General features: G+C 64.5%; 18 protein-coding genes. 7 read left to right on the top strand and 11 right to left on the bottom strand.

Features of this window, described 5'->3' with window-relative positions:
- Positions 1-42: 42 nt before the first annotated feature.
- The 3 genes from QX204_RS13555 to QX204_RS13565 are packed head-to-tail and all read right to left on the bottom strand — an operon-like array spanning position 43 to position 2905.
- On the bottom strand, positions 43-1080 hold the full coding sequence (locus tag QX204_RS13555) for a DUF8320 family protein (RefSeq protein ID WP_301907115.1): 1038 nt from the start codon (positions 1078-1080) through the stop codon (positions 43-45).
- The gene (locus QX204_RS13560) at positions 1077-2276 is read right to left on the bottom strand and encodes a sensor histidine kinase (protein WP_301907116.1); all 1200 of its coding nucleotides are present in this window, start codon (positions 2274-2276) and stop codon (positions 1077-1079) included. Before QX204_RS13560 ends, QX204_RS13555 begins: the two co-directional genes overlap by 4 nt.
- A complete protein-coding gene (locus QX204_RS13565; RefSeq protein WP_301907117.1) occupies positions 2240-2905 on the bottom strand; it encodes a response regulator transcription factor in 666 nt (221 codons plus the stop codon). The genes QX204_RS13560 and QX204_RS13565 overlap by 37 nt, the downstream gene beginning before the upstream one ends.
- A gap of 350 nt (positions 2906-3255) precedes the next feature.
- On the opposite strand from QX204_RS13565, the gene QX204_RS13570 reads away from it, so the two are divergent.
- Positions 3256-4356: a cutinase family protein gene (locus QX204_RS13570; protein WP_301907118.1), complete on the top strand. Its 1101-nt coding sequence runs from the start codon at positions 3256-3258 to the stop codon at positions 4354-4356.
- Positions 4357-4891: 535 nt separating this feature from the next.
- Here the strand turns inward: QX204_RS13570 and QX204_RS13575 are convergent.
- Together QX204_RS13575 and QX204_RS13580 are read right to left on the bottom strand one after the other, a co-directional pair.
- Positions 4892-5671, bottom strand: coding sequence for a hypothetical protein (locus QX204_RS13575; protein ID WP_301907120.1), 780 nt, complete (start codon positions 5669-5671; stop codon positions 4892-4894).
- A complete protein-coding gene (locus QX204_RS13580) occupies positions 5668-6006 on the bottom strand; it encodes a hypothetical protein (RefSeq protein WP_301907122.1) in 339 nt (112 codons plus the stop codon). Before QX204_RS13580 ends, QX204_RS13575 begins: the two co-directional genes overlap by 4 nt.
- A gap of 731 nt (positions 6007-6737) precedes the next feature.
- Here QX204_RS13580 and QX204_RS13585 point away from each other — a divergent pair.
- Positions 6738-7403 carry a DUF6308 family protein gene (locus tag QX204_RS13585; protein WP_301907123.1) on the top strand — a complete coding sequence of 222 codons (666 nt, stop codon included), beginning with the start codon at positions 6738-6740 and terminating at the stop codon, positions 7401-7403.
- A gap of 85 nt (positions 7404-7488) precedes the next feature.
- A complete protein-coding gene (locus QX204_RS13590) occupies positions 7489-7905 on the top strand; it encodes a hypothetical protein (protein ID WP_301907124.1) in 417 nt (138 codons plus the stop codon).
- A gap of 51 nt (positions 7906-7956) precedes the next feature.
- Here QX204_RS13590 and QX204_RS13595 read toward each other — a convergent pair whose 3' ends face one another.
- On the bottom strand, positions 7957-8367 hold the full coding sequence (locus QX204_RS13595; protein WP_301907125.1) for a hypothetical protein: 411 nt from the start codon (positions 8365-8367) through the stop codon (positions 7957-7959).
- Here QX204_RS13595 and QX204_RS13600 point away from each other — a divergent pair.
- A complete protein-coding gene (locus tag QX204_RS13600) occupies positions 8366-10171 on the top strand; it encodes a sensor histidine kinase (RefSeq protein WP_301907126.1) in 1806 nt (601 codons plus the stop codon). The genes QX204_RS13595 and QX204_RS13600 overlap by 2 nt on opposite strands.
- Before the next feature lie 78 nt (positions 10172-10249).
- Positions 10250-10897, top strand: coding sequence for a LuxR C-terminal-related transcriptional regulator (locus QX204_RS13605; RefSeq protein ID WP_301907990.1), 648 nt, complete (start codon positions 10250-10252; stop codon positions 10895-10897).
- 733 nt (positions 10898-11630) lie between these two features.
- Here the strand turns inward: QX204_RS13605 and QX204_RS13610 are convergent.
- The 5 genes from QX204_RS13610 to QX204_RS13630 form a co-directional block, all read right to left on the bottom strand.
- Positions 11631-12542: an alpha/beta hydrolase family protein gene (locus QX204_RS13610; RefSeq protein WP_301907127.1), complete on the bottom strand. Its 912-nt coding sequence runs from the start codon at positions 12540-12542 to the stop codon at positions 11631-11633.
- An 86-nt stretch (positions 12543-12628) separates the two neighbouring features.
- Positions 12629-14617, bottom strand: coding sequence for an acyltransferase family protein (locus tag QX204_RS13615; RefSeq protein WP_301907991.1), 1989 nt, complete (start codon positions 14615-14617; stop codon positions 12629-12631).
- 352 nt (positions 14618-14969) lie between these two features.
- Positions 14970-15383 carry a hypothetical protein gene (locus tag QX204_RS13620; RefSeq protein ID WP_301907128.1) on the bottom strand — a complete coding sequence of 138 codons (414 nt, stop codon included), beginning with the start codon at positions 15381-15383 and terminating at the stop codon, positions 14970-14972.
- A gap of 55 nt (positions 15384-15438) precedes the next feature.
- Complete coding sequence (locus QX204_RS13625; RefSeq protein WP_301907129.1) at positions 15439-16263, bottom strand: SAM-dependent methyltransferase; 825 nt, start codon at positions 16261-16263, stop codon at positions 15439-15441.
- Between the two features lie 32 nt (positions 16264-16295).
- Entirely contained in the window at positions 16296-17189 is an 894-nt protein-coding gene (locus QX204_RS13630) for a helix-turn-helix domain-containing protein (RefSeq protein WP_301907131.1), read from the bottom strand.
- 157 nt (positions 17190-17346) lie between these two features.
- Between QX204_RS13630 and QX204_RS13635 the strand changes: the two genes are divergently transcribed.
- A complete protein-coding gene (locus QX204_RS13635) occupies positions 17347-18801 on the top strand; it encodes a helix-turn-helix domain-containing protein (protein ID WP_301907132.1) in 1455 nt (484 codons plus the stop codon).
- 161 nt (positions 18802-18962) lie between these two features.
- A complete protein-coding gene (locus QX204_RS13640; RefSeq protein WP_301907133.1) occupies positions 18963-19505 on the top strand; it encodes a hypothetical protein in 543 nt (180 codons plus the stop codon).
- The last annotated feature ends 165 nt before the right edge of the window (positions 19506-19670 follow it).

A 19670-nucleotide genomic window follows, 5' to 3' on the forward strand; every position in this document is an offset into this window, starting at 1 on the left:
CGGCAAGTTTCTATCTGCTCAACCAGCAAGGAATACCGCCTATCAATCTGCCACCGCGGGAACGGGATATCCGGTTCGGTCGAACTCGGTGCGGCAGATCCCGGTGCGGGGATGGTTGGCAACGATGGTGGCCAGTATCGGCCGGTGAGGAGGCAGGATCCGAATGTGGACACTGCCGGAATCGAAGGTGGCGAGGGCATCGGTGACAGCGGTGAGAAGTCGGGTGTGGATCACGCTATCGGCGTCGTCGAGTCCGTGGTCATCAACCAGGATCACCTCGACACCGCGTCGCCGCGCATCACGCGCGGCGACGATCACCTCACCTGCCGATAACGCCGGGGCGCGGAGGGTATCGCGTAGATAGGCCTCGACGAGGCTGCATTCCTCGGCCGTGGCCGGTGTCACCGGAGCGGGCCCGGCCAGGGTCTGCAGAAGCGGTCGGACCAGGTGATCGAGGCGGTCTGCTTGGGCGAGACGTTCGGCGAGCAACGCCGCAGCGGCCGCTTCGGCGCCGGCCTGCTTGGTGGACTCCGCGCGAAGCTGAAAGATCGCATGCGCCGCCGGACGCAAGGTGTAGGCGAAAAACGTCGCCATCAGCAGCGGACCGAGGTTGATGATCGAGATAGAGACACCGTGAACAGCGCCTTGCCCCGTGCGTGCCGACCACACCGCGGTGGTCCCGATCGCCGCCAGCATTCCGCACCAAGCGGCGAAGGTCCGCCCGCGCACACACATGAATGTCGCGGTGACAGTCCCCGAGCCGAACGTCCACAATTGCGCCGAAGTGGTTTGCGGCAGGGACATATTGGTCAGCGTCAGCAGCGTCGTGACAGGTATGGATACCGCAAGCGCCACTGTCGTGAGCACGGGAATCGGATCATCGCCGACACGCAGCAAAGCGATCATGGCGGCCCCGACGATGACCAACGCGGCCACGACCGGCCAGCGCTGCTCCATGTACTGCCAAGACGTCAACGCCAAGGCCGATTCGGCGACGAAGAACAATCCGGCCAAAGCCCCCGCGGCGCGGGTGTCCATCCCGAGCAGCGCCCGGACATCGCGCGATGCGTTCGTGCTCAAGCCGCAGGCTCTTTCCAGCCCAGTCTGATGACTGTTCCGGCGCCGGGGCGGGTGTGAATTTCGACCGCACCGCCCGGCAGGCCCCGGACTCGTTCGATGATGCTGACCGCCAGTCCGAGACGGTGTTCGGGGACCTGCGATGGTACGAACCCGACACCGTCGTCTGCACAGGTGACTTCAATACTGTCGGCGGAGAATGCGAGCTCGACAGTACGTGTGGCCCGCGGTCCGGCGTGGCGGACACTGTTGCGCACAGCCTCGCTGACGGCGGCACCCAAGACCTGGACTGGGTCGCCAGGGAGGACCACCTCGCCAGGGCCGATCGTGACCTTCGGGACCAGCGTGTCATCGACGTCGGTAAGTGCCGCCCGGAAGTAGGCAGCGGCCGCGGGGAGCGGATAGCTGGTGCCGGTATCAGGGCGGGTGTTGTCGAGTTTGTGCAAGGTCAGTTGCGCCTGGAGTCGCACATCTTCGCGGCGGGTTCCCCTGGCAGCCGCGAGCAGAGTCGACATGACCCAGTCGTGTAGCAGCGCATTGAACCGAACACGCTGCACGGCACGGGCTTGCGCTGCAGCAGCCGCCGCCGCGGCGCTGTGGGCCTCGGTTCGGGTGCGGTCCAGTAGCCGACCGGTGTGCAGGGCCATCAATGCGGCTGCGACGTAGAGCAGACAGAAGCTCAGACCGAACAGAAGGTCGGGCAGGAAGGCCGCATTGTGGTCCGGCGTGCGGCAGAACTGATTGATCAACTGGACAGTGAACACCGCGACGGCCAGCAGTCCGATCGTGCGCACCGGTCCCCACGCGACGGCTGCGGCAAGTCCCGCGAGTCCGGGGATGCCAGAGATCCACGCGTCCGCGATCATCAAATCGCCACGCCAGGCCAACGGCCATGTCAGCGCCGCAGCCAGATACGACACCGCAGTCACTGCGGCGACCCGCCGACTCCAGCGCAAGTCCAGGTGAAACGACACCGCGCCCATCACCATCGGTGGCCCGAAAACGGCCACCACCGCGAAGACCGTCCACCACGGATCCAACACGGAATACTGGGCGGCAATCGTAGGTACCAGCAAAAGCAGATAGAACAGGTAACCCGAAGCGATGAACCGGGCGAACAACCGCGTGAGACGTGACTCGGTCGCTCCCGCAATCGCGGCTCTCAGGACGTGCGACGTCGACGCGGTATCGGTAGCCACCCATCCTCCAATGCCCGTTTGAACAGCTCGGTTTTCGTGCGCGCCGGCCGCCCGGCCTCGGCATACTTCAGCCGAATTCGCCCGAGATAGGCATTGACTGTCTCCTCGGTGAGGCCGGTGAGCCGTGCCACGCGTGCCGCGGGCTCACCGGAGGCATACAGGGCGAGCACCTCGCGCTGTCGAGGGCTGAGTTTGACACCGGTGAAGTCGTCGTCGCCGTCGATCGCGATCGCCCAATCGGTGGTCGGAACCTGCTTGCCGGCCGCCGCGTCGCGCACCGCCGCTGCGACCACTTCGTCACGTTCGGACTTGCGGACCACACCGAGCACCCCCGCACGTGCTGCGGCCCGCACCAAGTACGGTTCGTCCGCAGAGGTGAACACCAGCGTCTCGATCCCGGCTGCCCGCAACCGCTCGATATTCTCTGCCGGTGTCGATCCATCGGGCAGGCGAAGATCGAGCACCACCAACGCCAGGTCGGTAGTGATCGCCAGCAACTCCGCTACGGACGGCGCGGTGGCCACGATCTCGAGGCTGGTTTCGTCGGCGAGGACCTGGCGGAGTCCGGTGATGGTGACCTGGTGGTCTTCGACCACTCCGATGCGGTGCACCTCAGGTGCTTCGTCCACCGTGCCCCCTGTGATCTTGCGGTGTGATCGTGCCAATTGTGATGCATCGATAGGGGTTTCACCACCTCGGAGAGTGCGACGAGTTCGTGTGCGAGCCGAACAACTGGACTGACAGCGCCGTTGGGTATCGGACAAACAACCGACATCAATCGGTGAAATCGCTGCGATCATGGAGACGAGCACCGAAGAGAACCGGTGCAGAATCGAGGGCAGCTATGCGACCAGCGCAAGTACTCGGTGCCGGTAGGCTGATGAGGATTTCACGCCTCGTCGTTTGCTCCCTCCTCGGTGTAGCTATGGTAGGGGCCGATGGTGGCGGAACCGCCTCGGCCGCAACGTGTCCCACTGTCTTGATCGGCGTACCCGGTACGTTCCAGGGACTCGAGCACGCGAAGCCCACCGAGAACAAGTCGGATCCGAAAATTCGTTTCGGCGCGGAGGTGGCGACCGTGGTTGCGGGCTTGCGCCAGAAAGTGCAGTTCGATGACATCGCGATCGGATATCCAGCGGTCGGGGCGCGTTGGGACCACGCAATCGATGCGCGATTGATCTACGACGTGTCTCAGTACAAGTGGAGCAAGGACGCCGGCTACTCGACTGCCTACAATGCACTCAAAGATCGAGCAGCCAAATGTGCGACTGCCAAATTCGTGCTCGTCGGATATTCGCAAGGGGCTCATATCGTGGGTGACCTCGCCCAATCGGTATTTCATGGCAACGGGCCGATAAATCGATCCCGAATCACGGCGGTCATCCTTCTCGCCGACCCCGCCTACAACGGACCGTCGCCGCGAACCACTGAAGCGATCTACTCCGACAACAAACTGACCCAGGACCAAGATCATTGGAAGATCGGCGGCGGACTGGGGCAACGCGCATACTTCACGAACAACGATCCGGTAGTTTCGGTGTGTGTTTATGGCGATCCGGTGTGTGATGGCGCTGACTTGGGTGGCCAAGACGGCAAGTTCAAAGCCTGGTCCAACCAGTCGATGCATGGTCTCTACCTCGGGCAGAAGTTCGAGGGTGAGCGTGACTTCGCTACTTGGACTGCGGTTCAAGCGGCTCGGCTGATTACACCGGGGTCCGCACCGAATGCGCCGTCTCCACCAGCGACCTCGTCTCCGGCGGGCCCGACGACGACGCCGCCGACACCGGCACCGGTACCGGCACCTCAGCAAGTGGCGGAATCGGTGACAATTTCTCAGGCTGGAGCCCGGAGCGTGTCGGTGACCGTTACCGAGGCAGGCGGCGCCGGCGAGCGGGCAATCCGCTGTTGGAACGCCACCGACGCCACGCATAAATGGGCCGAGAACTACCTGGGTGAAACAAAGGTGACCATTCCACGCACAGGTACATTCACTGTCAACTGCCCAACTGCTCCCAAGGCAGGCACATTCTCCCTTGAATTCTTCAATTGGCGATGGTCTCCGGCCATTCAGTGGAGGTAGGCGGGGTTTCGACAGCGTCGAACGAGCCCCGTTCTGCTCCTCAATGAAGAGACTGACTTCGGTGGCTACTGCCAACCAAGGAGGAAAAGCCTGTTGGTGTCTATTCCGCCCGGCACATCACGGCCGATACTTCTCGCGATCAGAATGGGATTATCCGGATAAGCCTTGTTCGCTTGATACAGTGTTCGAGAATCCCCCGAGACGAACCATACCTCCGCACCGCTCGGGCTGGTGAAGATCGGACGAAAAGCGTGATCAGAAATCGGGGTCAGTCGCCGCGACAGCAGGGCAGTCGAGAAGAACCGGGCCCGCAGTGTTCGCCGTCGATGCAGGGACCGAGGATCTGGCAGGGTTTTCCGCCATTGCCGTCGTCGGCGTCGTAGGTGGTGGTTCTATCGAGCCGACCGTGGTTGGGCTTGACGAACATCCTGTCGCCACTACGAGGCTGAGAAGGATAGTCGCGAATGGCATTCTGGACTTTGTCATGTCGCTACTTCTCTCGTATCGGGTGGTCGACGGTGTGTGCGAGGTCGGCTCACAGCAGAGGTCGGTGGCCGCGTTGGATGTTGTCCAGTATCGACACCACCCGGTCGTGGCGGTGGAGCAGTTCACCGTCGATGTGGCCTCGTTCGCGTTGATAGGTAGCGATGCTCGAGTGCATGCCAGACAGTTCGGTGCTCAGGCTGGTCGACATCGTGGCGACACCTGTTCGGAGCTCGACGATTTCGTTTGCCAGGCGCGATCCCATCGTGTCGAGCGCCGAGGCCAACGTGCCGAATCCGGCGACGAGGATCGTGTTCGTCTTGCGCTGTTCGTAGATGCTGGCGAAGTGAAATTCCCGCTGGGCCGGCCGGACGAGTTGGTGCAGGCGCTCGAGGAGAACCTCATGGGCGGTCAAATATTCGAGGCTGGTGACCTCGACGGGAAACGGCGGAGCAGCGCCTTGGTACTCCGTTGCGGCGGTAGCGTACTCGGCGGCGTACATGCGCAGGCGAACGAGGGTGGCGCTGAATCGGCCGAGGTGGGCGGTGCCGCCCTCGACTGCCGACCAGAATGGTGCGTAGGCGTTCTCACGGAAGAGTTGTTCGGCTTGGTCGAGGGTGTCGCGCGCCGCGATCAGGTGTGCGGGCAGCTCTTCGAATGCTGTCAGCGCGTCGGTGGTGCACCGTTGCAGTGTGTTACCGAGGTCACGCTGACGGCTGGCTCTGGTCTGAGCTTCTCGTTGGCGCTGTGCGAGCGTGGCCGCCCGATCGCGTTCCTCGCGTGCGTGCGCGTCGAGCACCGCGGTAACGGAATAAGCCGTAGCCGCGATCATCGGCGCGCACCACCAGTCGAAAATCGAAAATGCTTGCCCGCCGCCCGGTCGAGATTTGCCCACGGAAACCCGAACAGGAAGATGATGACGCCGGCGGCGAATCCGATTCCGTACCAGCGTGGCGCCCGCTCGGACTTGCCGAGTAAGTAGTCGACGACGAAGGTGGCGCCGATCGACACCGTCAGCGACATGATCGTCGCGAGGTAGAGCCCGTCTGGAAAGTAGGTCTCGTTGGGTCCGTGGCTGGACGCGGTCTTGCGGGCGAAGATCGCGATTATCAGACAGGTGATTCCGGCGAGAATGACCGCAGGAAGAATTCGAGACGGTATTCGCACTGTTGGGTTCCCTTCGGCCGCAGCACTGTTGGCCCGGAGGTGGACTGGCCTGGATCGACGATATGGCGAGCCTCAGGTCGCGTCTGTAGGACGAACAACGGACGCGTACTTTCACAAACTGCAGTGAGGACTCGTGACGGACCCACTCTCTGCGAATCATCTGTGCGGGTCTCGGCGTCGCTGTCGGGAGAAGAGGTTCGGGTCGGCGGCGCGAAAGGAGCCCCGGGCCTGTGCTGGACGCTCGAAAACAGCAGCGCTGGAGAGCGTTTGCGAGGACATGATTCGCACGAAATCCTCAAGCGAAGGCCCAACTGGTCGACCTTGCCTATGGGGTGATCCGTTCGCCGGAGCGGATCGTCGCCGACATCGCCAGTGCGGACACGACCTCGAGGAATACCAGCAGGCGCTGCACGCTGCCGGTCACCCTTCAACAATCGCGCCGCCATTGCGGGAATCTTCCAACGGCTGACAGGGAAGAAGCACCGACACATCCAACGTAAGCCGTCGCCGATGAAACATAGTGCCAGCGGTCACAGGCCGTCCCTGTGCGGCAACCGACGCCGCAACGCGTGCTCAGGTCTACGGTCAAGATGACTGATGGCAGGCGGTGTCCCTCGTGTGAGGTAGTTTCCGATCCGGTGACCGGGTCTTGTCGCTGCGGATAGTCACAACTCGTTCACGCGGTGCGTCAGCTGCGCGCTGATCCAGCCCAGGCCCCAAGGAGCGATTCGATGAGACCGGTTGTGCGGTGGACTCTTCCCACCGAGTTGGAACATGGCCAGACTGCGGCTGCCGCAGCGCTGCTGCGTACCTATTTCTGCGACGTCGAGGCCGATGGTTCACCGAGGTATTCGGGTGCTGCGTTCGAGCGGTTCGGCGGTGGTGGCGACCGCTCGGAGATCGCGAATGTATTCACGGCCGAGGATGTGGTGGCCGTGTCCATGTTGAATGTGAGAGTCCCAGGTAGCGCGGCTTTGCGAATGCTGGAGCGCGATCGTGCCGGGCTGAGCAGCTTGCTGGGATCGATCCCGGCTGATCTCGACTTGGTGGATGCCGAGATCGACATCCTCGACGAGGATTCGCCCGCCGACCGGCTGTGGCGTGCCTTGCGGTCGGTTGGTGTGGGGCCGGTGACCACGAGCAAGTTGCTCGCACGAAAGCGGCCGAGGTTGTTGCCCGTGGTCAAGCAAGTCTTGGATCATCCTGACCGTCACAGCTATTGGATGACTCTCCGCTCGGCGCTGCGTGACGACGAGCGCGCGCTCGTCGAAATCCTGGCCGCCGCGCGCATCGACGCCGGGTTGGGCGAGGACATCAGCCTGATCCGGTGTTTCGATGTCGTGGTGTGGATGGTGGGTCGCCGAGACGTTCAGTTTCGCCGCCATGGTCGGTATTGATCAGCTCGATTCCTGCAGATGGCATGTGCACTGTGGGTCGTCTGGCAGATATGCCGACCTGCGTGAGTCGACAACGATCAACCGCATGCGAAATACAACATTTATGGGTGGTCTTGTTCTCGGAGTCGTTGGCATCTCGATGGTCACCGCGCCGACCGCAGAGGCTGCGGTGCCGTTGAACACCGACACCGGGGCCAACAGCTTGACATTCACCTTCGTCAACAACGACAACGACATCACCACCTGCGAGGCCTACGCGGCGGGGCCGGTGTCGTTCCGCACGCCGGCGACCCGAGTCCCCGCGCGCAGTCATGCGTCGGTGGGATTCGTGGACGTACCGGCGGGCAACTATGTGATCAACTGGGCCTGTAGGGGATTCGAGCAGGGCAAGCGGACGGTGACCGTGGGTGGAGCCGCGTTGACGGGTGCTACTCCTCACCGAGGTGTCGCGCCTACCTCGCCCGGCCAGGGGTTGGTGACCGGATCGGCTGGGTCATCCTGAACAGACTCCGGGGGTCACCAGTCGGGCAAGAAGGTCGAATGCCGCTGGTGCTCAACACACATCACGCCCGCCGAGGGTGCGGATAATGTCGACCATGACCCAACCCTCGACCCTTGCTGCGGTGCGAGCACGTGTCGACCGGATCGCATCAACCATGCTGTGGTGTGTCGAGATCCTCGTCGCGGTGGTGTATTCGGTCCAGCGCGGCGGGTCGGCCATCGGTGTCGCCGTCGATATCGCGTTGCTGGTGTGGGCGGTGAATAGCTGGCGGCGACGGCAATGGCAGCCGACATGCGAATTGGCTGTCGTATGCGCATACCTGTTGTGCACTGTCTGGCTGGTAGATGGACCCGAGTTCACCACCGCGGCTAGCCCGATGCTCGCGGTTGCCGGAACCGCGGTGGTGTCGTTCGGGATGTCATGGCCGGCTCGGTGGTCGTTGCCGGCGACGATCGTGGTCATGAGTGCCTGGGCAGTCGGGGCATCCTTTGTTTTCGGGGTCGAGCACCCATGGACGATTTTCAGCCTGGACTTCCTGATCGTGGAGTGGGCAGCGGCCGCGGTCTTGCGCCTGCTGGTGCTGCGGTCGGCGTCGCTGACCGACGACGCTTTCGCCGAATTGGCAACCACCAGAATCGACACCGAGGTCGCCGAGGCCCGCAGCCACGCCGAAATGGAACAGTGGGCGACGCTGCACGACACGGCAGCCTCGACGCTGGCGATGCTCGGCCAAGGCGCTGTCATCGCACCTGAGCAACTTTCGGCCCAGGTCCGCCGAGACCTGCGAGCCGTCGAACACAGCGCCGCCTTGATCGGGCCGTCCGATCTCGCCGGCCAACTGTGTGAGCAGGCGAAATGGATCACGACACCGGTCCGGTTCGCCGGTCGCGCGCCCGACAACCTCGACCAGGACATGCGTCAGGCAGTGGTGGCCGCCGCCGGGGAGGCTTTGACCAACGTCGACCGACACGCTCGGGCGCGGAGCGTGACTGTCGAACTCGGGCAGGATCTGGTGCGTATCCGAGATGACGGCGTCGGCTTCGATAAGGACGATGCGACCCTATTGGCCGGGCGGTTCGGTGTGCGCCACTCAATCCAGCGTCGCTTGGCCCTGGTCGGCGCCACCGTCGAGGTGGACTCCATGCCGGGCGCCGGAACAACCGTCGAAATCAGTTGGCCACGAAATACTGCGGTGCCCGATCGCAGCGACGTCGACCACGCCCGTGGACTACTTCGAGGATTGGGATACGGCCTGGTGCTGCTCGCGGTCCTGGTAACCGGACTCCAGGGACACCACGCAATCTCTGCTGCCCATCCCGTCGCCCAGACGACGATTGTTGGCGTCGCGATCGGGGCGGCGCTGCTCGCGTTGGTCGAGATCCGAGTCGGACTGCCTGACGCGGTGTGGTGGAGTACCGCAGGCGTTGTCGTCGCGCTCGGTCCGGTACAGGAACTGCTACTCGATGTCGGTGACCTGGCGACGAGTCGGAACTGGGCGGTGGCCGCGCTGGGCTGGCAGCTCGCGGCGTTATCGGTTACCCGCAGCAGCCGACGAGGTTTCGCGTTGCTCGGCGTCCTATGGGTCGCCGGGATCATGGTGACATTGACGGCTTCGGGTAGCTGGGCCGTCATGTCCTCGCTGGTCTACACCGTGGTCAGCGTGATCATTGTCCAAGCGGTCGCGATCGGGTTCGGTGACTTCCTTCGCCATGCGGTTGCCCGCACCGAACAGATCAGCGCCGAAATCACCGACCTCCAGATACGCACCGAGCTTGCCGACGCGCTACTCCAAGACCAGCGACATCGCTACGGCCGTCTCTCCACCGGCCTGGTGCCCTTACTGACCCAGCTCGCAGAGAACCCCGACGCAGCGACCGACCCGCGCGTTCGTGCAGGTTGTCTGTTGGAATCGGTGCGGCTGCGTCGACTCTTCGGCACCGAATCGACCACCGGCCCCTTCCTCGAAGAGCTCGCTCCGGCCATCACCGCCGCCGAATCCCGGGGCGTGGCGGTAGCGCTGCACGTTCTGGGCCTGATTCCACACCTTGACCCTGTAGAACGCACCCGAGTGCTGACCGTACCGATAATCTTGCTGACAGGAGCCCGCACCCGCGCCAAACTCGTTGTCACCACAGAACCTTCGCTGACAGTTAGCATCACCTGCGACTGTGCCGAACAAGTGCAGCGCGCGGCCGAAGCCGTCGCGCCGCAGGGAAGCGTTGTCTCTTCCGGTCCGCTGGTGTGGGCGACCGTGGCGTCGTCCTGACCCGCACAGGCCAGGCCGACGTATACCGATTCGGACGAGGCTGAGCGAGGTGAAGGTGTGACCTGTAGCAGCGAGCCGATGGCGGTCGCCGTGGTGGACGATCATGCCGTCGTGCATGCCGGAATCGCCGGCTGGTGCGCCGCGGCCGATCCGCCGATCCACCTGGTGGGCAAATACGAGACTCCGGCATCGCTGCTCGCTGATCCCGCCGCAACTCCGAGCACAGTCTCGGCAGTGGTGCTGGATCTACAGTTCGGTGACCGCACTGCGGATCTGTCGGCGCCGACGATGCTGTGCGAGAGCGGATTTCGAGTAGTGGTCTTTTCCCAGCACACTCGCAGCGACATCGTGCTGGACTGCCTCGACCTCGGTGCCGTCACCTACCTGTCGAAACTCGAAGGTGAAGACCATCTCGTCGCAGCCTTGCACGCCGCCGGCACCGACCGTCCCTACCTGAGCCCGACCATGGCGCAGGCGATGACAGAAGACACCCGGCCCAGCAGGCCCGCGCTGTCGCCACGGGAACGGGAAGTACTGCTGGCGTGGTTTCAGACCGAGTCCAAAGCACTTGTCGGACAACGTCTCTTCATCACCACCGGAACGGTCAACACCCACCTGGAGCGCATTCGGACGAAGTACGCCCAGGCAGGTCGACCCGCTTCGACGAAAGCGGCGCTCGTCGCCAGAGCCATCCAGGACGGGTTGGTCGATCCGAACGACCTGTGATCGAGCTTTACCGATTGACGACGGCCACCACGACAGCGACGCTGAGAACGGTAACCACCAAGCCGAGGTAACGTAGTAGGTCACCAGCCACCCGAGCCCGGGCACCAGTGCCAACGACAAAACGACGAATGTGCCGAAGAAGGTTTCATAGTTGTGCTGGGTCCGAGCAACCTTGAAGCCGGTGGTCCCGAACAAGGTCCATCGACAGATCTACACATCTTCCGCCGCGAAAGCGGCTCGGAACGCGAACGCCCCCCGCCCTGGGTGGAGGTGAGTGCTTTCCAATCTCGGCGCAGCATCGTTAGTGCCGCAGGTGCAGGGTGTGTTGCGCTGATGCGAGCCAATTGCGCTGTCAGGTGTTCGGCGGATCGTGGTCAGCGCAGCTCATCGAAGAATGGCTGCACGGGAATAGATGGCTCGGCTCCAATCCGCTGCTACATCTGAGGACTTCACCTCTGCAGAGCACCCAGAATCGGATGGCAAGCAACCATCGCTCGCAGACCGAGGCCTGTGAGCGACCGCTATGAAGGTTTTCGGCAGCGGTGGCGGGTCAGCAGTGCTGTAGTCGTATTCGGCTCGGGACGGGTTGTATCCAGACTCCTCGGTAGCGGCCAGGGCGACTGCGCGCTCTCGACGGACCACACGATCGCCGTCGCTACGGAGACAGCGGGGAGCGCCGGACCGTCAGTGACGACGGCTTGGCGCCACGGGGATTCCGCAAGCGAGCGCGGCGTCAGTTGATAGTGCTCGCGTAGCCGATGATGCTGCGGCGCGCTGTGTTCCATGCAGAAGACGCGGCGTCGGCGAATTCACCGTGTCCGGTACCGGGCAGGATTCGGAGGTCCGCGATGCCGCCGATCCGGGTGAAGGCTTCGACATAGCGGTGGCTCTGCAGCGGAACTACGACTCGGTCGTTTTCGCCGTGTAGTGCGGTGATACGGGTCTCGCTCGGTGGGAGATGGTGGATGGGGGAGGCGTGTCGGTACCTGTCTGGTACCTCCGTAGGTGTACCACCGAGGAGCTTCGCGACGAAGGGGTCGCGGCCGTCGATGACGGCCAGATCCAAGTCGAGTACCGCGGCCATGAGGGTGAGGCTGCGGATGCGAATCGCGGGATCTGTTGGCATTTCAGCGGATCGGTGGCCGACGGCCCAGGCGGCGAGGTGACCGCCCGCTGAATGCCCGGCAAGGTGGACTCGCTGTAGGTCGAGCAGATTCCCGAGACGCGGTGCGACGATGTCGACCAGCGCGTCGACGGCGGCACCGACATCGGTGAGCGTGACCGGCCATCCACCGCCACCGTCCACTCGGCGATATTCGATGTTCCACACCGCGACGCCGTCGCCTGCCAGAGTGCGGGCATGGGCGTCGAATTGTGCGAGAGTCCGGTTCTGGGCCCATCCGCCACCGTGAATCAAAACCACGACGGGCAGACGGGTATTCGATGTCGACGGAAGGTAGAGGTCGCCGAAAGTCTCGGGTGAATCCCCATAGCTGATACGTATCGGGGATCGCGGCACCGTCACGGCCTCCGCGGCGATCGCCTCGGCCGGACTGAACAGCTCGGTGGCGCGATATCCGAGGCCGAGGGTGAATACCGTAAGCACGACGAGAATGACGAGACGACGCTTTCCGTCACCTGTCACCGGCAGGCCTCCTCTCGACTGCATCCTGACCTGCACCGTATCGTTTCCGCCGTCGGCCGACGGTGATCTATGGCCGAGGGCGCGCCTCACCACCACCCGAGTATCGGCTGCAGCTCGCGCCCGAGTGGTCCGGCCAGGGATCGGGAGTAGCTCGCGGTGAGGTGGTGTTCGTCGTGATAGATCAGGATGTTGCCCTCCGCCACCGCGCACAGCGTGGGCTCGCAGACCGCGTCCGTCATGTCGATCGGGAAGACGCTGGGAAACGCCGAAGCCGGTTCCAGCCCTGGGTTGATCGGGTCGAGCGCGTCTTCGCGGTGCATGCCGCAGCTGCGGCGGTTTCCGCCGCCTGCCAGACAATCGGTGGCTTTGTATCGGACGGTTCCTCGGCGCAGCCACGGGGTGTCGCGGATGGCGACCACGTTGAGACCACGATCCGACAGTGCCGTCCAGACGGCGAGATAGTCGGCGGGAGTCTCGTCGCCGCCTTCGTCGCTGGGCCGTGTTCCGGTGGTGAAAACCCAGTCGGGGCGGTCGGCATCGAGGCGGTTGATCACATCGGTCGACCAGTACCGGCAGTCGGGGATGGGCTCGCCTTTGTACGTGGCGTCCTCGGCGAGGGTGAGCGGGCAGCCCATCTTCAAGTACACCTGGATGCGGAACGAGTGTTCGGTGGCGAGCACCTCGAGTGCGGGCAGCCAGTGTTCGGCGTGGGAGCTCCCGACGAGTGCCAATGTCCGATCGGCCTCCGGGTCACCGTAGGTGCAGGTGACGACGTCGCGGGTGTCCCAGTCCGCGATACACCCGTCCGCCGTGGGCGGGGGGACTTCGGTGGGCGCGTCGAAGACGGTGGGCCGCATCGGCTCGTCGGGTGTCGCCGCGCCGGAGGCCAACGCCTCCGCACCCGGGTACTTCGCCGGGTCGAGCTCCCAGGCCGCGACCGGTGGGTGGACCTGGGCCACGGTGACCTGCCAACCGGCGGTGACGGTAATGGTCGCCACCAGCAACACCGCGACCGTGGAGGCGACGAGGTGGCGCGATCGTGAGTGCCCGACATCGGGTGTGTCGATGCGCGCAGTGCGTTGCCGCAGTGGCTGTTCGATCCAGCGGTGCGTCATCCAGGCCAGAACAACCGACAGCCCGATCACCCCGGTGCCGCCCACGAGCCCGGCATGGGTGTTTCCGCGATCGGTGAGGAAGAAGATCAGGATCGGCCAGTGCCACAGGTACAGGGGATAGGCGATATCGCCGAGCCACCGCAGGGCCGGGTGCGCCAGTAGCCGGTTCGCCAACGGCCAGTCGGCATACCGCAGGCGCGCCGCCGAAAGGATCACAGCAGCCGTCGCGCAGACGGGGAGAAGGGCCGCGGGTCCGGGGAAACGGTTGGCGCCGTCGACGATCAGCCACCCGCACAGCACGACACCGAGAGCGCCGAACAGCGCGAGCGCGACACGCACCGGCCGCCACAACACCAGCGACGGCGCGACGACGGCCAGTCCGGCGCCGACCGACAACTCCCACCCGCGGGCGAAGCTGTCGTAGTAGTTCCATCCCTGATTGGTCGCAGTGCCCTCGGCGGCGTAGCAGAACGAGGCCACGGCCATCGCGACCACGATCCCGCCGACAGCTGGGCGCACCCGATCCGGTCGTGCGAGCCGAGCACACAACCAGGCGACAGCGGCGACCACCAGCAGCGCAACCAAGTAGAACTGCGCCTGCACCGACATCGACCACAGATGTTGCAGCGGGCTGACCGAGGGATCAGCGGCAAGGTAGTCCGACCAGGTCAGGGCGAGTTGCCAGTTCTGGTAGTAGAACAGCGACGACAGAATCTGTGCCGCCCCTGTCGACCATTGCGTATACGGCAGCAACAACACTGACGCGACGACGACCGCCGCCAGCACGACGGTCATGGCCGGGACGAGTCGGCGCAGAGTGCGGCGCACGACCGACCACGCCCAGAACGGCTCCGACGACGCCGCCCGACGCAGCAGCAAGCCCGTGAAGAAGAACCCCGAAAGCACCAAAAAGACGTCTACACCGCCGGAAACACGACCGAACCACACATGAAAGACCACGACCAATCCGATCGCGAGTCCCCGCAAGCCGTCCAAATCGACGCGGTACTCGCCCTGACGGCGGGTTCGCGTTGCGGTGGCGAGGCGAGTCTGCTCGGTCGAATCCGCGTCGATATCGGTCACAACCGGTGACACCACCCTGCCGAGATCAGATCGAGCACAGGCGAGCCGGTTCCCCGGCGAACGGACGATGACGACGACATGACAACTCTCCTACCACGGTCGAATCCATCAGGTCCATTCGCGCTGGTGCGCAACGAGTTACACCACCTCGGCGATTGTTGTCGCGATGGTGTGGAAAAACGGTGTGGTGGAGCTGCTGCCGGCAGCTAGTGGCGCACGGCCGAGTCGGTCACGCGGCAGGGGAGAGGAAGGTTGATCGTTCGAACTCTCGGTGGCGCACCGCGTGGACGAAGGCGGTGTATTCGACGCGGTCGAAGAAGAGGCGGGCAGTCCCGGCTGATGCTGTGCATTCCGGCGCGGCGCTGAATTCGTAGAGGCCGTCGAATCTTTGAGCGATGACGACAGCTCCCCGGATGGGCCTGCCTGCTCGGATCGCGGCTTGGAGGGCCTCGAACTGGTGGTGGTCGAGGGTCAGGCATTCATCGAGTGGGACCGGTTGTGTCGCAGTGTCGACGGGGCCGGCGAGTTTGTCGTCCCAGATGATGGTGCGGTGGTTGTCGCGGTAGACCATCACGCACGCCTGTTGTGGGGAACTGGCGGCCGCTTTACGGAAATGATGAGCGGGCGGTGTCGGTAACGACATGGTGGATCCTTTCGAACAGCGCTGTCGGCGACGTTGCCGACAGCGCGGGCGCACACTACGGCAGGCTGCCGATAGCGGCGAAATTGCAGGGGCGGGCATAGTCGTCGTAGTCGATCGGTTGCTCGGGCCGCCAGTCGGTGGCGTAGGTGATGCCAGGCTCGGCGATGGTCCACCCGTCGAAGAACGTCTGGAACTGCGCACGGGTGCGCAGGGTGACCGGTGTACTGGCATCGGTGAAGACCGCGGCACCGGCTGCTACCTGCGCTTTGATCTCCGGGCCCGCGTCTTCGAGGGACACATGTGTCATCGCGATGTGGCTGCCGGGGGCCAGCGCGTCGCGCAGCTGCGCGACGATCTTGCCGGGCTCGCTGGCGTCGGTGACCCAGGGGAGCACCGAAACCAGCAGCAGCCCAACGGGTTCGCTGAAGTCGATCAGGCGTTGGGTGTCGGGGTGGGCGAGGATGCGCCCGGGTTCGCGCAGGTCGGCGTCGACCATCGTCGCGGTGTCGGTGACGCCTTGTTCGCGCAGCAGGTCGCGGGCGCGGTTGATCGCTTCTTCGTCGTTGTCGACGTACACGACGCGAGAGTCGGGGGCGAGCTCGCGCGCGACCTCGTGGGTGTTGCCGCCGGTCGGCAGGCCGGACCCGATATCGAGGAACTGGCGAATTCCGGTGCCTGCCATGTAGCGAACGGCGCGGCCGAGGAACCGGCGATTGTGCTGGGCCCACAACGGATAGAAGGGGATATCGGCGTAGAGCCGCTGGATGAACGGCAGATCCGATTCGAAGATCACCTCGCCGGTGACCATGTGGTGATAGATGCGTGCGGAGCTGGGCCTGTTGGTGTCGATGGGGCGGGGCTCGAAGTCACTGTCGGACATCGTGTTTCCTCTGCGGTTGAGGTGGGGCCGGTCTATCGCTGGATGGTCGGGCGGCTGCGGAGGCCGCGGACGAGGTGTTGCATGAACTGACGGGAGTCGTGGGGGCTCAACGCGGTCATCGTCAGCCGGTTGAAGATCTTGTCGCGGATGCCGACGGCGGGTTTGTCGTCGATGTAGCGGATCTCGCCCTGGGCTTCGACGACGGCCATCTCGAGGTCGCCTGCCGCCCCCGGGGAGGGCACGCGAACCAGGATGTAGCGGTCCTCCATGCCCGCGCCGGGTGCTTGGTGGGTGAAAGGCATGATCTGGATCTGGATGTTGGGGCGGCCCGACAGCTCGAGGAGGTGGGTGATCTGGGCGAGCATCACCGCGTCCCCGCCGTAGGTGCGGCGCAGGCAGGACTCGGACAGGATCGCGTGGAACTCGGGCGCTCCCCGCTTGAGCAGGATTCGCTGCCGTGCGATGCGGGCCTGCACGTAGTCGTCGACGGTGACCGCGCCAGGGTCGTCGGGGTCGGGTTGTAGGGGTTCGTGCAGCGCGCGGATATAGCTTTCGTGCTGCAGCAGGCCGGGAACGATCTCGGCACCGGTCTCGCGCAGGCGATCGGCCACATCCTCGAGGTCGACGAGTAGTCGTAGCTCCTCGATGTAGGCGCGGCGATAACCGGAGTTCCAGAATCCGCGGCGGTGGCTGTCTTCGCGGAGATCGAGCAGGATCGCGATGTAGTCCTCGTCGGTGACGCCGAGCTTCCTGACCAGCTCGTCGAGCGCCTGGGCGCTCAGGTTGCCGGTGCCGCTGATCACCGCCGCGATGCGCGACTGGCTGACCCCGATCATCTTCCCCGCGTCGGCCTGGGTAGTTCGAGACCGGCGCAGGAGAGCGTCGATCTCGCGACCTAGCAGCACTTTTCGTGCGGTTCGTGCCATGGATCCCACCGTATCGGGCTGCTGGGCGGCGGATGCCACCAGTTTCGCAATCCTGATTATCAGGTTAGATTATCAACCAAGATTATTTGGCGAACAAGTCAGAGGGTGAGTCCGGACTGTGACATGCCCTGCGGCGCAACAAGAGTGGGGCCCACTCATGGACGTCACCGACCCCGAAACCCTGCGCGGCTATCCCGACGTCGGGGCCGTGAACAGCTGGGGACAGCGACTTCGGACCTATCGTCGCGCTCGATTAGGGCTCAGCCGTGGGGATTTCGCCGAGATGATCAACGATCGCGCTCGCCGCGACAGCATCAATGTCGCGTGTTCGGAACGCCACGTCGCGCGCTGGGAGCTCGGCGAGGTCCGTCGACCGAGCAAGACCTACCGCAGCCTGCTGGCGGTGCTCGGCGCACCGGTACCCGAGATCGACTCCGTACCCATGGCCCCGGGCCCGACCGCCGGGGTCGCCGACAAAGCGGTGGCACAGTCTCCCGAAAATCCCGGTGCCGGGACCCATCGCGGCGCGAACGCGACGCTGCTGGAAGCCCTCGCGACCGCCGTCGTCGGTTCTGCCGACATCCTGACGCCATGGCTGCCGTCCCTCGACGGTCCCGAGAGCGTCAGCGACACAACCCAACTCGACCTCGATGTCGTGCGCAGCGCCATCGCGCAACTGCGCGAACAAGACCAGCGACACGGGGGCGGCTCGGTCGCGCGCAAGGCTGTCGATCTCCTGAAATCGACGACCGCGCTGCTGGCTCAGTACCGCGGCCACACGGCACTGGCGCACTCACTGCTGGTCGCCTCGGCCGACCTGGCCAGGCTGATCGGATGGGCCTACCACGACATCGGTGATCAGCATCGCGCCCGCCAATACGCGACATTGGCGCTGGTTTCGGCGCGGCGGGCGGGTGTGGACAGCCTGGTGGCGTCGACGCTCTACGTCCTGGGCCGGATCAGCTTGATCGAGCGCGACCCACGCGTTGCCCTGCGGATGTTCCAACTCGGGCAGTTGCCCGCCCAAGACGCCGTCGGCGGTGGGGAATCGGCCCGCCTGTATGCCAACGAGGCATGGGCGCATGCCATGATGGGCGACGTCGGCCGGATGCGAACCGCGCTCTCGCGCGCCGAAGAGGCGACTGTCAGGGTCGCAGACCCTGTCGATCCGTGGACCCGGGTGTTCTTCACCCCTGGAGAGTTCACCGGTATGCGATCGGTGATCTACAACGAGTACGCCCTCACGGCCCGCGGACAGACCGCCGAACGCTACACAGTCGAAGCTGTCGACGCCGCCCGCGCCTCGTTGGCGGCGTCGGCCCCAGGGCGACCGGCCCGCAGCATTCTGTTCGACAACATCACGGTCGCCACGGGCGCCTTCCGCCTCGGCCAGATCGATGACGCGGTCTCGTTCGCGGCGACTGCGCTGGAGATGACCGGCCGGGTCGACAGCAGGCGAGTCGGCGATCGATTGGGGCAACTGGTGCATACCGCGACCCTCGCGTCCTCACGTTCGGATGTGCGGGAAATATGCCAGGTGATCCGGCGGACAGTGCACACCGACCAGCGCGCGCCGCGTTCGACGACTCGATACCGCCTTGCGAGCGCGTAGCAAGGCACGCGCGTCAGCCACGCATGACGCCACCGATGACATGTCCGGTCGAATGTCATTGTCGCAGAAAATATTTGGCGCTGTAATCGAACAATGATCACCACGACCCCTAGACGTGGCCGGCGGGACATGGCCAGATTCCAGTGCGCCGGGTGTCGGTAATGAACGGAGTGAGGCACGCAGGCCGATCCACCGCGGCGCCTGACAACCGCGCCGTGGCGAGCGCGCGGGCACGGACCGCGGAGGGATTGCTCGAAGCCCGCCAGTTGCTGCTGGCCGTCGCCGGGAATCTGCAGGGCGGTTCTCCGTTGATCGAGTGGGCGCGGGAGCTGGCTGATCTGCACGCGACGCTGCTCACCGCGTCGAAGTCGACCACCCGTCGACCGGCCGACTTCGATGTCACCGTCACCAGCGGCCGGGTCGACACCGTCATCGGTCTGATCGACGAGTGGTCGTCGTGCCACCTTCCTCGCCCCACCTCGGGCCGCCGCCACACCCATTCCCTCGGCGAGGTGATCAGCCACGTAGCCGACACCTACACCCAGGTTCAATGGACACTGCGCCACACCAAGAGCGCCGAACACCAGCACCATGTCGTCCTGCGCTTCGCTCAAGTCCAGGAAGGCTATGCCGATCTGGTCGACGACATTCGAGCCTTACGCGTCGCACTACCACTGGGTCGGGGTAACCAACCTGCCCCATAGCGGGCGCAACAGCACAGCATCGAGGTTCAGCGGCGCTGCCGCGCGGTGGTTGACCTGGGGTAATGGGGTTCAGTGCACGGCCTCGGACAACCGAAATAGTCAGTGCGCGCAGAGGGCTCGCAATTTGAATTCCTCGGGTAATATCGCCGTCGGGGGAGCACGAGA

The sequence above is a fragment of the Nocardia sp. PE-7 genome (genome assembly GCF_030486425.1).
GTDB classification, from domain to species: Bacteria; Actinomycetota; Actinomycetes; order Mycobacteriales; family Mycobacteriaceae; genus Nocardia; species Nocardia salmonicida_A.